General features: G+C 55.4%; 13 protein-coding genes and 4 tRNA genes. 5 read left to right on the top strand and 12 right to left on the bottom strand.

The window, feature by feature from the left end; genetic code table 11:
* Positions 1-96: 96 nt before the first annotated feature.
* Genes yigB through lptM form a run of 5 tightly spaced genes read right to left on the bottom strand, consistent with a single transcriptional unit; the run spans position 97 to position 3,479 of the window.
* Positions 97-813, bottom strand: a complete 717-nt coding sequence (gene yigB, locus ACTJJI_RS24285; RefSeq protein WP_013099256.1) for a 5-amino-6-(5-phospho-D-ribitylamino)uracil phosphatase YigB — start codon at positions 811-813, stop codon at positions 97-99.
* On the bottom strand, positions 813-1,715 hold the full coding sequence (gene xerC / locus ACTJJI_RS24280; RefSeq protein ID WP_440655844.1) for a tyrosine recombinase XerC: 903 nt from the start codon (positions 1,713-1,715) through the stop codon (positions 813-815). The genes yigB and xerC overlap by 1 nt, the downstream gene beginning before the upstream one ends.
* Entirely contained in the window at positions 1,712-2,419 is a 708-nt protein-coding gene (locus tag ACTJJI_RS24275) for a DUF484 domain-containing protein (protein WP_023621549.1), read from the bottom strand. Before ACTJJI_RS24275 ends, xerC begins: the two co-directional genes overlap by 4 nt.
* Positions 2,416-3,240, bottom strand: a complete 825-nt coding sequence (dapF, locus tag ACTJJI_RS24270; RefSeq protein ID WP_013099259.1) for a diaminopimelate epimerase — start codon at positions 3,238-3,240, stop codon at positions 2,416-2,418. Before dapF ends, ACTJJI_RS24275 begins: the two co-directional genes overlap by 4 nt.
* Positions 3,241-3,275: 35 nt before the next feature.
* On the bottom strand, positions 3,276-3,479 hold the full coding sequence (lptM, locus tag ACTJJI_RS24265; RefSeq protein ID WP_023621548.1) for an LPS translocon maturation chaperone LptM: 204 nt from the start codon (positions 3,477-3,479) through the stop codon (positions 3,276-3,278).
* Positions 3,480-3,614: 135 nt separating this feature from the next.
* Between lptM and cyaY the strand changes: the two genes are divergently transcribed.
* Complete coding sequence (gene cyaY / locus ACTJJI_RS24260; RefSeq protein ID WP_013099261.1) at positions 3,615-3,935, top strand: iron donor protein CyaY; 321 nt, start codon at positions 3,615-3,617, stop codon at positions 3,933-3,935.
* Positions 3,936-4,008: 73 nt separating this feature from the next.
* On the opposite strand, the gene cyaA is transcribed toward cyaY, so the two are convergent.
* On the bottom strand, positions 4,009-6,552 hold the full coding sequence (cyaA, locus tag ACTJJI_RS24255) for a class I adenylate cyclase (protein ID WP_014833712.1): 2,544 nt from the start codon (positions 6,550-6,552) through the stop codon (positions 4,009-4,011).
* A 350-nt stretch (positions 6,553-6,902) separates the two neighbouring features.
* Between cyaA and hemC the strand changes: the two genes are divergently transcribed.
* The 4 genes from hemC to hemY are packed head-to-tail and all read left to right on the top strand — an operon-like array spanning position 6,903 to position 11,001.
* Positions 6,903-7,844, top strand: coding sequence for a hydroxymethylbilane synthase (gene hemC, locus ACTJJI_RS24250; protein ID WP_192545268.1), 942 nt, complete (start codon positions 6,903-6,905; stop codon positions 7,842-7,844).
* Entirely contained in the window at positions 7,841-8,581 is a 741-nt protein-coding gene (hemD, locus tag ACTJJI_RS24245; RefSeq protein WP_063425632.1) for a uroporphyrinogen-III synthase, read from the top strand. The genes hemC and hemD overlap by 4 nt, the downstream gene beginning before the upstream one ends.
* A gap of 21 nt (positions 8,582-8,602) precedes the next feature.
* Positions 8,603-9,799 carry a uroporphyrinogen-III C-methyltransferase gene (gene hemX, locus ACTJJI_RS24240; protein ID WP_046889411.1) on the top strand — a complete coding sequence of 399 codons (1,197 nt, stop codon included), beginning with the start codon at positions 8,603-8,605 and terminating at the stop codon, positions 9,797-9,799.
* A 2-nt stretch (positions 9,800-9,801) separates the two neighbouring features.
* On the top strand, positions 9,802-11,001 hold the full coding sequence (gene hemY / locus ACTJJI_RS24235; RefSeq protein ID WP_014833715.1) for a protoheme IX biogenesis protein HemY: 1,200 nt from the start codon (positions 9,802-9,804) through the stop codon (positions 10,999-11,001).
* A 538-nt stretch (positions 11,002-11,539) separates the two neighbouring features.
* Here hemY and ACTJJI_RS24230 read toward each other — a convergent pair.
* The 6 genes from ACTJJI_RS24230 to wecG form a co-directional block, all read right to left on the bottom strand.
* Positions 11,540-11,616, bottom strand: a tRNA-Pro gene (locus tag ACTJJI_RS24230).
* Between the two features lie 42 nt (positions 11,617-11,658).
* A tRNA-Leu gene (locus ACTJJI_RS24225) sits at positions 11,659-11,745 on the bottom strand.
* A gap of 20 nt (positions 11,746-11,765) precedes the next feature.
* Positions 11,766-11,841 (bottom strand) — tRNA-His (locus ACTJJI_RS24220).
* A 67-nt stretch (positions 11,842-11,908) separates the two neighbouring features.
* Positions 11,909-11,985, bottom strand: a tRNA-Arg gene (locus ACTJJI_RS24215).
* 102 nt (positions 11,986-12,087) lie between these two features.
* Complete coding sequence (thrP, locus tag ACTJJI_RS24210) at positions 12,088-13,473, bottom strand: bifunctional threonine/serine APC transporter ThrP (RefSeq protein WP_440655838.1); 1,386 nt, start codon at positions 13,471-13,473, stop codon at positions 12,088-12,090.
* Between the two features lie 197 nt (positions 13,474-13,670).
* Positions 13,671-14,411, bottom strand: coding sequence for a lipopolysaccharide N-acetylmannosaminouronosyltransferase (gene wecG, locus ACTJJI_RS24205; RefSeq protein ID WP_014833718.1), 741 nt, complete (start codon positions 14,409-14,411; stop codon positions 13,671-13,673).
* Between the last annotated feature and the right edge of the window lie 9 nt (positions 14,412-14,420).

Raw genomic sequence — 14,420 nt, 5'->3', positions numbered from 1 at the left:
ATAGTATTCAGGAACACAGCAAAGCGCCCGGTGGCGCTTTGCTTACCGGGCCTACAACTGCAAAAACCCTGGTAATTTATACAATATTACTGGTGATTATATCAGCGTCGTGAGGGATGCCAACCGTGAAATTTCCAGGTGCGGCAGAAGACGGCTGTCCGGGGCGATCATCAGGTCCGTCTTTTCTGGCTTGATCCAGCAGGCCTGCATACCGCAGCGGATGGCACCCGCTACGTCTGTGGTCAGGTCATCACCCACATGCAACATTTCGCCGAGCGGCAGGTTCAGCTTCTCCGCCGCCAGATGATACATATCGTTAAACGGCTTCGAGCGTCCGTGCGGACCCGCCCGCAGCACAAATTCAAAGTAATCCCCCAGACCAAACAGCTCCGGCTGCGCATTGCCATTGGTGATTGCGACCAGCGGCCATTTTTCTGCCAGTTTTGCCAGCGTGTCGTGCGTTTCCTGCGGCACGTCGATACGGCTGCGCCATTTGGCGAAGTTTTCCATTGCGGCTTCAGCCCCGACGGCCGCATCCTGCGCGCTCAGCCCAGCGTTGAGCATCGCCTGCTCCACCGCACGGCGACGCCATTCGGTTACATCGTGATAAATATCCGGCTCGGTCTCACGCAGGGACTGGCGCAGCAGCTGAAAGTCCTTGTTCTGCATCGTCTTCAGCGCCGGATGGTAGTTCTGAACAAACGCCAGCGACTCCTGCTCAGTACGCAGGATCACTTCACGGTTGTCATAAAGGGTGTCATCAAGATCAAACGTCAGGGCTGAGATGTGACCCAGTGGGCGGTAAAAACGCATTATTTCCCCCGTTTGGCGCGTGGATGCGCCGCGTCATACACCGACGCAAGGTGTTGAAAGTCTAAGTGGGTATAGATTTGGGTGGTGGAGAGATTCGCGTGGCCGAGCAGTTCCTGCACGCCACGCAGATCGCCACTCGATTCCAGCATGTGGGTGGCAAAGGAGTGGCGCAGCTTATGCGGATGGACGTGGCTGTTCAGCCCCTGCTTAATACCCCACTCCGCAAAACGCTTCTGCACATTACGCGCCGAGATCCGCTTGCCGAGTTTAGACAGGAACAGCGCATCCTCCTCGGCGCCAAACAGCCCGCGCAGATCCAGCCAGTGCTCAATCCACGAGACGGCATTACGGCCAATCGGCAGGCGGCGCTCTTTGCTGCCCTTACCCATCACCCACACTTCGCCGGACTCCAGATCGAGATGTTTTAAATCGAGATTAACCAGTTCGGAAAGACGCAGACCCGCACCGTACATGACCTCCAGCATCGCGCGATCGCGCACGGCCAGCGGGTCGTTGAGGTCAATATCCAGCAGGCGGTTTACATCGTCGACGTCGATATTTTTCGGCAGGTGACGCGGGGCTTTCGGCGTGGCAATGCCTTTCGCCGGGTTGGCTTTTAAGCCGCCCTGGCTCACCAGCCAGTCGAAGAAACTGCGCAGCGCAGACAGCCTGAGCGCCAGACTCGCCGGGCTTAGGTTTTTTTTACGACTGCGCACAACAAACCCGCGGACGGTCGCAGCGTCACATTGTTGCCAGCTTTTCAGGCCGATCTCATCGGCAATCTGCATGATGGCATCAAGCTGACGCTGATAGTTAAGCAGCGTAATCGGGCTTAGCTGACGTTCAACGCTCAGGTAGCGCAGAAAGCGTGAGACGTCAGTCGTGAGCAGGGCGTCCGTCATACGCGCTCAATCCAGCGCTCCAGCAGCTCAGGCAGCATCAGGGCGATCTCCTGCAGCAGCTGCGTACCTTGTCCCTGCTCGTAATGATGCGCATCGCGGCTGGTAAATAACATCACCCCCAGATCGCCATCACGCCCCATCATCGACATCGCCACCGAGCCTATCGCTTTGGCTTCCGGCAGTACCACCAGCAGTTCCGGTCCGTTAAGCGGCCCAAGATAGTGGTGCTCATGGCCCAGACGCTGAATACGCAGAGGTTCAAACGCCTGGCGACTCAACGCCAGATGGGTAAAACCAGACGGCGCGCCAATGCGCCAGCGGTCAGGGAAAAGACGGATCGTAGCGCCAGCCAGCCCCAGTTCACGCGCCCAGCGGTGGAAGCGGCTGAGAAATTCTTCAAGGCTGTGCGCCGAGGCCAGACGCGCCTGCAGATGCAGCAGACGATAGAACAGGCTTTCGTTCGTGTTGGCCTGCTCCATCAGCAGCGTCATGTTCTCTTCAAGCTGACTGATGTGGTTGCGCGAGCGTGCCATATGCCATTCGACCAGCGACACGGTCCCGCGAACCGGATGCGGCACACGCATCGCTTCGACGACGCGTGCATTGCGAATAAAAAACTCAGGATTGCGCAGCAGATAATCAACAACAGCCCTGTCGTCCAGTTCCGTCACCGTTTCCTGCAGTTCTTCCCCTGGTTGTTTCATAGATGGATAAACCCGTCATAGACATGTGCCGCCGGGCCAGTCATATACAGTGGATGACCCGGTCCTTTCCAGGCGATATCAAGACGACCGCCTGGTAACTCCACGCGAACCTCTTCGGCCAGTAACCCCTGAGAGATACCGACGGCCACCGCAGCACAGGCACCGCTCCCGCAAGCCTGTGTTTCGCCCGCGCCGCGCTCGTACACACGCAGGCGGATATGCTCGCGCTTCACCACCTGCATAAAACCGATATTCGCCCGTTCCGGGAAACGTTCGTGGCTTTCCAGCACCGGGCCAAGGGTTTCGACCGCGGCCGTTTCCACATTATCGACCTGAATCACACAGTGCGGGTTGCCCATTGAGACGACGCCACACAATACTGTCTGCTCGGCCGCACGCATAATATAGGTCTTTTCCGCTTTGTTTGCGCGAAACGGCACCGCGGAGGGCTCAAAGTTTGGTTCGCCCATGTTCACACGCACCAGTTCGTCATCGGTAACGCTGAGCACCATGCGGCCATTCGCCGTACTGACGCGTATATCGCGTTTATTGGTCAGCCCTTTCAGGCGGACAAAGCGGGCAAAACAGCGCGCGCCATTGCCGCACTGATTCACCTCGCTGCCATCCGCGTTAAAAATACGGTAGTGGAAATCGAGGTCGGGATCGTACGGCGGTTCAACCACCAGCAGCTGATCGAACCCCACGCCCAGGTGTCGATCCGCCAGGCGGCGGATCAGTTCCGGGGAGAAAAAGACATTCTGCGTTACCGCGTCGACGACCATAAAATCGTTACCAAGGCCATGCATTTTAGAGAACTGCATCATTTGCTCCATTGCGCGGGTACAGAACGTGATCGTCAGAGATTAACCTGAGTCGGGCCACCGTTGTTGCCACGATCGTTAGTATCTGGCGTAGATGACTCAATGCCGCTTTGCACGGGTTTGGTCGGTGGCGGTGCCGTTTTATCCGCAGGCGGGAAGTACAGCGGCCCCTTCAGTCCACAGCCAGTCAGACTAAACAGCGTGATGAGAACGGCAAGCGTTCGGAAAGCGTTTTTCATTATAAAGTTGCCCGTAAGTTCAAATCTGTTTCTATCATCGCAGGAGAAGACACAAAAGCAAGAGTTTGCCGCTTTCCTGCAACGGGAATTATTTAGGGTTATACTGCCGGCATCACGAAAAACAGGAACAAAACCATGAACGACAGTGAATTCCATCGCCTTGCCGACACCCTGTGGATGACCATTGAAGAGCGCCTGGACGACTGGGAAGGCGACAGCGATATCGATTGTGAAATCAACGGCGGTATCCTGACCCTCAGTTTCGAAAACGGCAGCAAAATTATTATTAACCGCCAGGAGCCGCTTCACCAGGTATGGCTGGCGGCCAGACAGGGTGGCTACCATTTCGATCTGAAAGGGGATGAATGGGTTTGCGACCGTAGCGGTGAAACCTTCTGGGATCTGCTGGAGCAGGCTGCAACCGCGCAGGCGGGTGAAGATGTGAGTTTCAGGTAGTGTTGTTGCCCGGTGGCGGCTACGCCTTACCGGGCCTACAACGGCTCGGACCGTAGCCACCCGGCGAAAAGCATCACGAGAAATACTGCTGCAACAGCGGTGCGGTGTCCTGATTTGCAGGCGCTACAGGCGTGACGGCCTGGGTCCGGAACGGAATCACCTGCGCACGACCATCGACGTTCACAATCTGGTAGAACTGCGGCAGGTTGAAATTGATGAAGCTGGAGCCGTAGGTAAAGCGGTCGTGTGATGAAGAGTAGAAGCGGCTGACGTCACGCACCAGCTCCTCTTTACTGCCTTCACAGTGGTGATACACCTCGGCGCGGTTGGTCTCATCCAGAATGTAGATATTGAAACCGGCATCGTCTCCCGACTCTTCAAAGAAGAACTGGATAATCCCTTCACTGGCAAAGCCATCCACCACCTGTGGCAGTTTGACGTGGTTGGTCTCCACCTGAACCGACAGGCCATGCAGTTTGTTGTGGGAAATCGCGCCGTAAAACTCAATGGCGTTCTCCAGCTTTTGCACCGACACGTTCAGACGTTCGAAGAACAGACCCCAGGTTTGCCCTGAAACACGCAGCGCTTTAAAGCGGCCGGTCTCCTGACGGGTACTGGAAAGACGCAACTCAATACACTCTGAAACTAACTGCTGCACGCGGGTACGAATCAAACCCCGCAGGTGCTGGCTGTAGCAGAACACTTCCACGCTGTCCGGCGGCGCGGCATCCTGGTGCATCTTGCCGAGAATGGTTTTCAGCGCTTCGATCATCGCCTGCTCACCGTTGAAATGCAGGGTACGCACTTCGTTCCACGAATTGCGGTACAGCAGATCCACGCTGCCGACCAGGCAGTTTTGCTGCTCGCCAAAGCTGAAGACGTCCAGCTTGCGGAAGTCAAAATGCACGACCTGATTGCGGAAGGCCGCCGTCGGGTCATATTCCAGGTTGACGATAATCGCCAGATGACGAATTTCACACGGGCTGTAGAGCGCTTTTGGCGTGGGTGCCGGCAGACGCAGCGGGAAGTGATGGGAGACATCTGCCACCATCTCCTGCAGTTTGGCTAAATCGACCACCTCGTTGCCTTTGATAAACAGGCGGGTGCGCGAGGTCAGCAGGCCGTTAAACCAGGCCCAGGCCACCAGCTTGTTCAGGTAGCGGTTGTACTCCAGCGGCTGATGACTGATGATCGAATCCATGCTTGGCGCACGGTTATACAGATACCACCCGGTGCGGTTCGCGCGACCCGGCGGCACATAGATAAAGGTCAGGTTAGGCTCTGACAGATCGGGGGAAATCTGTGGGTTAACCAGGGTGACTTTGCCCGGCAACGCTTCAAACGCGGCATACAGTTTGCGGGTCAATACCCCGATGTCCTGCGGGCTGGCGGAGACGCTGAGGTTGTTACGGCGCGCAAAGCGGATCAGGTTACGGTAGCTTTGCATCATCGCATCAAGCAGTTCGTTGTGCGCTTCACGTACCTGATCGATTTTCCAGTTGGCGCGATTGTCGAGCATGGAGAGACGCTCTTCGCCCCATCCCCACTCTTTGACTAACTGTGTGACCACTTCACGACGCCAGCCAACACAAGCGCGTTCGCGGCTCAACTTCTCACAAACTTTGAGATAGAAACATCGACGCACCAGGTCGAGACGCGTGGTGTCATCAATGGCTTTCAGGTATTCGGTGACGCGCTCCAGCATCATGCAGTAGGCATCAAGCCCGAAAGAGACAATCTCTCCATCGTGCAGACGCTGCTTGATATCTTTCGCCAGCAGGCGCGGGGTGGGGTATTCCCAGGAATAGGCTTCGAGCAACAGCGTTTTCAGCACCGCTTTGTACGGTGAGTCGATGCTCTTATAAAGCTGCCAGAGGCTGGCGCCAAAGTACTCTTCTGCCGACAGGGAGCTCAGGCCGCCCAAATCCAGCCATTCGTTTGGCGTCAGTACGCCCTGTGCGTAAAGCGACATGACGTAATCGTCGTAATGCTCTTCTTCTTCGCACGGGACCATATTCCACAGAATACGCTTCCCGGCCAGACGCACTGCCGTACGGTAAAATTCGTCCAGCAATAAGATGTGCTGCGTCGAGCCGCAGTCTTCACCACCCAGACTGCCGCTTTCGTTATGGCGGAAACGGTTTTCATCAATCAGGAAGAAGCTCACTTCCACGCCGAGCGACGCTGCCCAGCTTTCCAGCAGGCTGCATTTACGCTGCAGTAGCTGACGCTCTTCGTTATCGAGCCAGGATTGATGGCAGACCCAGATATCCAGGTCAGACGAACAGCTTTGCCCTACCGATGAGGTGCTCCCCATGGAGTAAACGCCGGTGATGGGCAGCTCACCTTTCGGTGATTCCTGCGGCGGCATGCCACGGTAGAGCTCAAGTTCGTTGAGATAATGCTGTTGGGTTTCATCAGGCGTGAAAAGGCAAATGCCCTTGGGAACGTTACCGTCAAGGTAACCCGGCATCAGCGGATGGTGATAGTGCAATAATGTCGGCAGCAGACTGTATACCTGCTGGAAAGCAGGGCCCATAGCAGCAAGCGCGCGATCCACACGCAGTTGATTTATGGCATCCAGTCTCTGTTTCAGAGTCTCAATATAGAGGTACAAGACGTATCGCCTGATGTTTCCGGGTGTCGCAAGCTATTCAAAAACAAAAATAACAGCGCGCCCGCAGTATTTCAAAAAGATAACCGTTACCCTTTTTCGTCCTTATCATTATGCTGGTACCGACGAAAAAATGGTCTAAAACGTGATCAATTTAACACCTTGCCGATTGACCGTAAAGAAAGTTGCGCTACATACAAAGTGTAGCACCGTTCTGTACGTGTAAATTCCTTAATACGGCTGTGGCTGACGAGAACCCCCGCCCTGTCCCTCTCTTCTTCATCACCGTAAAACTGCCATCCCAGAGTCAACAATGTTAGGATGGTTAGCGATTGATAATGACGGTAACAAGCATGTTAGACAATGTTTTGAGAATTGCCACACGCCAAAGCCCTCTTGCGCTCTGGCAGGCACATTATGTTAAGCAGCGCCTGGAAGCCTGCCACAGCGGCTTGCGCGTCGAGCTGGTGCCCATGGTCACGCGCGGTGACGTGATCCTTGATACGCCGCTGGCAAAAGTGGGCGGCAAAGGCTTGTTTGTCAAAGAACTGGAACTGGCATTGCTTGAGAACCGCGCCGATATCGCCGTGCATTCGATGAAAGACGTGCCCGTCGAGTTCCCGGAAGGGCTGGGACTGGTGACCATTTGCGAGCGCGAGGATCCGCGCGATGCGTTTGTCTCTAATCAGTTTGACTCGCTTGATGCGTTGCCTGAAGGCAGCGTGGTTGGCACGTCCAGTTTACGTCGCCAGTGTCAGCTGGCTGAACGCCGTCCGGACCTGATCATTCGCTCGCTGCGCGGTAACGTCGGCACACGTCTGGGCAAGCTGGATAACGGCGATTACGATGCCATTATCCTTGCGGTAGCAGGGCTTAAGCGTCTGGGTCTGGAGTCGCGCATTCGCGTCGCGTTGCCGCCGGAGCTCTCTTTACCAGCCGTGGGTCAGGGCGCAGTCGGTATTGAGTGCCGTCTGGATGATACTCGTACCCGTGAACTGCTTGCTCCACTGAATCATGACGAGACAGCCATTCGCGTAAAAGCCGAGCGTGCGATGAATACCCGCCTTGAAGGGGGGTGCCAGGTGCCGATTGGCAGCTATGCTGAATTAATTAACGGTGAACTGTGGCTGCGTGCGCTGGTTGGCGCGCCGGACGGTTCGCAGATGGTACGCGGTGAGCGCCGCGGTAAACCGCAAGATGCTGAGCAGCTTGGCGTTTCGCTGGCGGAAGAGCTACTGGATAACGGTGCCCGCGAAATTCTCGCTGACGTTTACGATGGAGAACCCCCTGCATGAGTATTCTCGTCACCCGCCCTTCTCCCGCAGGAGAGCAGTTAGTGAGCCGTCTGCGCGCACTGGGGCAGGTGGCCTGGAGTTTTCCGCTTATTGAATTCTCCCCGGGTCGGGAGCTGTCCGCGCTCGCCGACCAGATGAATACCCTTCAGGAAGGCGACCTGCTGTTTGCCTTGTCGCAACATGCCGTGGAATTTGCCCATGCGCAGTTACAACAGCAGGGACTGAACTGGCCTACCGCGCCACGCTATTTCGCGATTGGCCGCTCAACCGCCCTGGCGCTGCATACCGTAAGCGGAACAGACGTACGTTACCCGTTAGATCGGGAAACCAGCGAAGTCTTGCTACAATTACCTGAATTACAAACCCTAATCGGAAAACGGGCGTTGATTTTACGCGGTAACGGCGGACGCGAACTGTTAGGCGAGACGCTACGCGAACGCGGTGCTGACGTCACGTTTTGTGAATGTTATCAACGCTGTGCAAAACATTACGATGGTGCACAAGAGGCGATGCGCTGGCAAACGCGCGGCATTACAACCCTGGTGGTGACCAGCGGTGAAATGCTGCAGCAACTCTGGTCGCTGGTGCCACTTTGGTATCGTGAAAACTGGTTACTCCACTGTCGGCTGCTGGTCGTCAGTGAGCGTCTGGCGAACCTCGCCCGGGAACTGGGCTGGCAAGATATTCGGATCGCTGATAACGCCGACAACGATGCGCTGCTGCGCGCATTACAATAACTCTCATAATGGGATGCCATAATGACGGAACACGATAAATCCTCCGCCGTGGTTGAAGAGACCAGGGAGACTGTGGACATGACGCCGCAGTCAGAAACGACTGAGAAAACCGTTGAGAAGAAAAACGGCAGCAACAAAACCAGCCTCGCGCTGAGCGCGATTGCCATCGCCATTGCGCTGGCAGCAGGCGTCAGCCTTTACGGACTGGTGAAACAGCAAAGCACCAACCAGACGGCCACCAGCGACGCGCTGGTTAATCAGCTCACCGCGCTGCAAAAAGCGCAGGAGACACAAAAAGCCGAGCTGGAAGGCGTGATCAAGCAGCAGGCTGCCGCGCTTGCCGATGCGAACAACAAACAGCAAGAGCTGACCAAACAGCTCGAGGAAGTTCAGCAAAAAGTTGCCACCATTTCCGGTACCGATGCCAAAACCTGGCTCCTTTCTCAGGCCGATTTTCTGGTGAAACTGGCCGGGCGTAAGCTCTGGAGCGATCAGGATGTCACCACCGCCGCCGCTCTGCTGAAAAGCGCAGATGCGAGCCTGGCGGACATGAACGATCCAAGCCTCATCACCGCCCGTCGCGCCATTACCGAAGATATCGCCAGCCTCTCCGCCGTTTCGCAGGTGGATTACGACGGTATCATCCTCAAGGTGAACCAGCTGTCGAACCAGATTGATAACCTGCAGCTGGCGGATAACAACGACGACGATTCTCCCATGGATTCTGACGGCACTGAGCTGTCCAGCTCCCTGAGCGAGTGGCGTGTAAACCTGCAAAAAAGCTGGCAGAACTTTATGGATAGCTTCATCACCATTCGTCGCCGTGATGAAACCGCCGTGCCGCTGTTAGCGCCGAACCAGGATATCTACCTGCGTGAGAACATTCGTTCCCGTCTGCTGGTCGCGGCCCAGGCCGTGCCGCGTCATCAGGAAGAGACCTACAAACAGGCGCTGGATAACGTGTCTACATGGGTCCGTGCCTACTACGACACCAATGATGCCACCACCACGGCGTTCCTCGACGATATCGACAAACTGAGTCAGCAGAACATCACCATGAACGTGCCGGATAAACTGGCCAGCCAGCCGATTCTGGAAAAGCTGATGCAAACGCGCGTCCGTAACCTGCTGGCACAGCCGGGCGTTCCGGCTGCGCAGACGGGTGAACCTGCACCAGCCGCCGCGCCCGCGTCTGAAAGCGCCCCACAAGGAGAGTAACGATGCTTAAAGTCCTCTTACTCTTTATCCTGCTGATCGCCGGGATCGTCCTTGGGCCGATGCTTGCCGGTCACCAGGGATACGTGTTGATCCAGACCGACAATTACAATATCGAAACCAGCGTCACGGGTCTGGTGATCATCCTGATCCTGGGCGTAGTGGTACTGCTGGCGCTGGAGTGGATCCTGCGCCGTATTTTCCGCACCGGTGCTCATACCCGTGGCTGGTTCGTTGGCCGCAAGCGCCGTCGCGCCCGTAAGCAGACCGAGCAGGCGTTGATTAAACTTGCCGAAGGCGACTATCAGCAGGTTGAAAAGCTGATGTCCAAAAACGCCGACCACGCCGAACAACCCGTCGTGAACTATCTGTTGGCTGCTGAAGCAGCTCAACAGCGTGGTGACGAGGCCCGCGCCAATCAGCATCTGGAGCGCGCGTCGGAGATGGCGTCCGACAACCAGATCCCGGTTGAGATCACCCGCGTTCGCCTGCAGCTGGCACGTAATGAAAACCATGCGGCGCGCCACGGCGTTGACCGTCTGCTGGAAATCACCCCTCGCCACCCTGAAGTGCTGCGCCTTGCCGAGCAGGCCTATATCCGTACCGGTGCCTGGGGTTCACTGCTGGACATTATTCCTTCGATGGCGAAAGCCGACGTGGGTGATGATGAACATCGTGACGAACTCCAGCGCATGGCGTGGATTGGTTTGATGGATCAGGCGCGTGCCGATCTGGGCAGCGATGGTCTGAAAACCTGGTGGAAGAATCAGAGCCGCAAAACGCGTCAGCAGGTTCCTCTACAGGTGGCAATGGCGGAACACCTGATTGAATGTGACGATCATGACACTGCGCAGGAGATCCTCCTCGACGGTCTGAAGCGCCAGTACGACGACCGACTGGTCATGGTGATCCCGCGTCTGAAAACCAACAACCCTGAGCAAATCGAAAAAGTGCTGCGTCAACAGATCAAAACCGTTGGCGATCGTCCGCTGCTCTGGAGCACACTGGGCCAGTCGCTGATGAAACACGGTGAATGGCAGGAGGCGAGCCTCGCCTTCCGTGCGGCGTTAAAACAGCGTCCGGACGCGTTTGACTACGCGTGGCTTGCCGATACGCTCGACAAGCAGCATAAACCGGAAGAAGCTGCCGCCATGCGGCGCGACGGTCTGCTTTTGACGTTGCAGAATAACGGGAATCAGCAGTAATCGTTAAAGAGGCCAAATGGCCTCTTTTTTTTTGGTAAAAAAAACGCCTGCTATAAAAGCAGGCGTTAAAACAGGTCTGTAAGACAACATATTTGGTGCTTCACTCAACGTTATGCCCATGGTGTCTGATGAGGCCGAAGCGACATCTGTCAGTGGACGATAAGCACCGTAAATGGCTCTGCATCATTCCTGAGTTTATGAGGCACTGAGGCGAACATAAGAGATGGAATGAGCATCTACACGCATATTATTGCACGTTACATGCCAACGTTACACGAAGAAATTTTACATCGCGCAACATTTTAAGATAAAAGGAATTTCTGCTGCCAGGCCCTATCTCAAGCACCATAAGATGTTGGCAAAAGCGCAGAAGTGTCGTCAGAAAGAGACGGTTAAGACACTTATGCAATATTATTTTAATTTTCAATTAATTAAGTGTCGCTGGTTCGCGACAACAGGAAACACGTGCGTCGGGGAAGGGATACAGAGGTGAAAAGCCGCAGAAAACAAAAAACCCCGCCGAAGCGGGGTTCAAAATTGGTCGGCGAGAGAGGATTCGAACCTCCGACCCACTGGTCCCAAACCAGTTGCGCTACCAAGCTGCGCTACTCGCCGATGTACTGCTTTTTGAATTTTTAGTTCAATTCATTAAAGTCGTGGTGCGAGGGGGGGGACTTGAACCCCCACGTCCGTAAGAACACTAACACCTGAAGCTAGCGCGTCTACCAATTCCGCCACCTTCGCAATTCACAACTCTTCAATAATGGGGTGGCTAATGGGATTCGAACCCACGACAACTGGAATCACAATCCAGGGCTCTACCAACTGAGCTATAGCCACCACTGTATTCTTTCACGCGGTACTGACTACTTCTCAGACCACCGCAGCTCTAGCGCCGGGATTAAAATGGCGCGCCCGACAGGATTCGAACCTGAGACCTCTGCCTCCGGAGGGCAGCGCTCTATCCAGCTGAGCTACGGGCGCTTAGCGCCGTTGCGGGGCTGGATATTACGTACCTCCGCCCCCGCTGTCTAGTGCTTTTTTGAAAAAAATGCGCGTTTGGTTATGGTTTGCACATTTTGCCGCTTATTCCTCCACTTTCTGCGTGGTGGCGCGGCGCCCCAGCCCAAATAGCTTATAAGCCGCCGTGACTGTGGCCAGGAAGATCATCCCGACAAACAGCGACATGCGGGTATCATCATTAAAGTACATCCCAATTAATACGCAAATCAGGAATGCCATCGTCAAATAGTTCGCATACGGGAACAGAATCGAGCGGAACGGATGGCTGGCAATCGCCTTTTTATGCGCATGGCGGAAACGCAGTTGGCTAATCAGGATAACGAACCACGGCACCATTCCCGGCAGCACGCTGGCGCTGTAGACATACACAAATACGCGCTGCGGATTTGGAATGATGTAGTTCAGGCATGAACCAATCAGCAGGATGGCAATCGACACCGCCACACCCGCAACAGGCACACCCGCACGAGATACCTTACTCATTGCCGCTGGCAACTGGTTGTTCTTCGAAAGCGCATACAGCATACGGCCGCAGCTGTACATTCCGCTGTTACAGCCAGACAACGCCGCCGTCAGGACAACAAAGTTGATGATACCTGCCGCCGCCGTGATACCAATCTTCGCGAACGTTAAGACAAACGGGCTACCGGTCGTACCGATGTCGTTCCACGGGAAGATGGTCACGATAACGAAGATCGCCCCCACATAGAAAATCAGGATACGCCACAGCACCTTACCCACCGCACTACGCAGCGTGACCTGCGGGTTCTTCGCTTCACCGGCGGTAATACCGATAAGCTCAACACCCTGATAGGACGCGACAACGATACACAGCGCCGTCAGGAAGCCTTTCCAGCCGCCAGCGAAGAAGCCGCCATGTTCGGTCAGGTTACCGAAGCCAATCGCGTGGCCACCGTTGCCAAAGCCGAAGAAAATGACGCCGAGTCCAACCACAATCATCACGATGATGGTGGTGACTTTAATCATCGCAAACCAGAACTCAATTTCACCATACAGGCGAACGGCTGCCAGGTTTGCCAGTGCCACCAGCCCCACAGCAATCAGCGCCGGTATCCACTGGACCATATCCGGGAACCAGAACTGCACATACACCCCGATTGCGGTAATCTCCGAGATACCGACCGCCATCCACATAAACCAGTATGACCAGGCCGTCAGGTAGCCAAAGAACGGGCTCATGTAGCGGTGTGCATAGACAGCGAAGGAACCCGTCACCGGCTCCAGGAAGAGCATTTCCCCCATCGAACGCATGATGAAGAAAACAAACAGGCCAGCAATAATATAAGCCAGCAAAACTGATGGTCCTGCCCACTTGAGCGTGCTTGCAGAGCCCATAAACAGGCCCACGCCGATAGTGCCGCCCAGCGCTATCAGTTCAATATGACGAGCTTCCAGCCCACGCTGTAGCTCCGGTTTTTTCTCTGCCATAGATCCTCGGTTGTGTTTGCTGTTTCCCGGCTTAATGCCGGGTATTGTTTTTTAGGGGTACTAAAATACGGTGCGAATGGTTTCTTAAATTCTGCAAAATGGCAAACGATGCATTAAAAAAATAAATGCATTGCACAGATTCGCAGCAGTTTTGCAGGGGAGTTGCAGCGCGAATAGCATATCGCGCTACATTTTGATTACATTTTCCCGGTGTAATGCCAGGCGAGATAACGCAGCAGACGGAGCTGGCGTTTAATACGTGTCGGCTGCGACAGCAGGCGGTACAGCCACTCCAGTCCAAGATTTTGCCATACCTTCGGCGCACGTTTTACATGGCCAGTGAAAACGTCATAGGTCCCGCCGACGCCCATATAGAGGGCATCAGGGCAAACCAGACGACAATCACGCATCAGAATTTCCTGGCGCGGTGAGCCCATCGCCACGGTGACGATTTTCGCCCCGCTGTCGCGCACGCGGTCAAACAGCGCCTGCCGGTCCTCCGGCTTAAAGTAACCGTCCTGACTGCCCACAATATTAACATTCCACTGATGTCGCAGCTTTTGTTCGGTCTGTGCCAGAACCTCAGGCTTACCGCCAATCAGAAACACTGGCGTACCTTCTGCTCCTGCCCGCGCCATCAGCTGCTCCCAGAGATCGGCCCCCGCGACGCGAGAAACATTAGCGCCAGGAAACTTTTTGCGGATGGAGCGCACCACGCTGATACCGTCCGCGTATTTAAACTCGGCGGCGTCTATCAGGCTTCTGACTTCCGCGTTATCTTCTACCGCCAGCATCTTTTCCGCATTGATGGCGACCAGCGTACCGGATTTCATCTGGCCGTCAGCAAAGAGAAAATCCAGCGCGTGTTGCATATCGCGCCAGCCAATAAGCTGCAGGCCACGAAGCGCGTAGCGCGGTGCAGAGGTTGTGTCGGTCATGACTATCCT

Source organism: Enterobacter sp. 22466, from assembly GCF_052044775.1.
Lineage (GTDB): Bacteria > Pseudomonadota > Gammaproteobacteria > Enterobacterales > Enterobacteriaceae > Enterobacter > Enterobacter dissolvens.
The sequence above is the reverse complement of the archived record's forward strand: the minus strand, read 5'-3'. Positions and strand labels throughout refer to the sequence as shown.

Excerpts from the sequence above, each read along its gene's own strand:
- wecG (WP_014833718.1), bottom strand. The coding sequence starts at position 14,411 with ATGACCGACACAACCTCTGCACCGCGCTACGCGCTTCGTGGCCTGCAG.
- hemY (WP_014833715.1), top strand. The coding sequence starts at position 9,802 with ATGCTTAAAGTCCTCTTACTCTTTATCCTGCTGATCGCCGGGATCGTC.
- xerC (WP_440655844.1), bottom strand. The coding sequence starts at position 1,715 with ATGACGGACGCCCTGCTCACGACTGACGTCTCACGCTTTCTGCGCTAC.
- dapF (WP_013099259.1), bottom strand. The coding sequence starts at position 3,240 with ATGCAGTTCTCTAAAATGCATGGCCTTGGTAACGATTTTATGGTCGTC.
- hemC (WP_192545268.1), top strand. The coding sequence starts at position 6,903 with ATGTTAGACAATGTTTTGAGAATTGCCACACGCCAAAGCCCTCTTGCG.
- yigB (WP_013099256.1), bottom strand. The coding sequence starts at position 813 with ATGCGTTTTTACCGCCCACTGGGTCACATCTCAGCCCTGACGTTTGAT.
- ACTJJI_RS24275 (WP_023621549.1), bottom strand. The coding sequence starts at position 2,419 with ATGAAACAACCAGGGGAAGAACTGCAGGAAACGGTGACGGAACTGGAC.
- hemX (WP_046889411.1), top strand. The coding sequence starts at position 8,603 with ATGACGGAACACGATAAATCCTCCGCCGTGGTTGAAGAGACCAGGGAG.
- lptM (WP_023621548.1), bottom strand. The coding sequence starts at position 3,479 with ATGAAAAACGCTTTCCGAACGCTTGCCGTTCTCATCACGCTGTTTAGT.
- cyaY (WP_013099261.1), top strand. The coding sequence starts at position 3,615 with ATGAACGACAGTGAATTCCATCGCCTTGCCGACACCCTGTGGATGACC.
- thrP (WP_440655838.1), bottom strand. The coding sequence starts at position 13,473 with ATGGCAGAGAAAAAACCGGAGCTACAGCGTGGGCTGGAAGCTCGTCAT.
- hemD (WP_063425632.1), top strand. The coding sequence starts at position 7,841 with ATGAGTATTCTCGTCACCCGCCCTTCTCCCGCAGGAGAGCAGTTAGTG.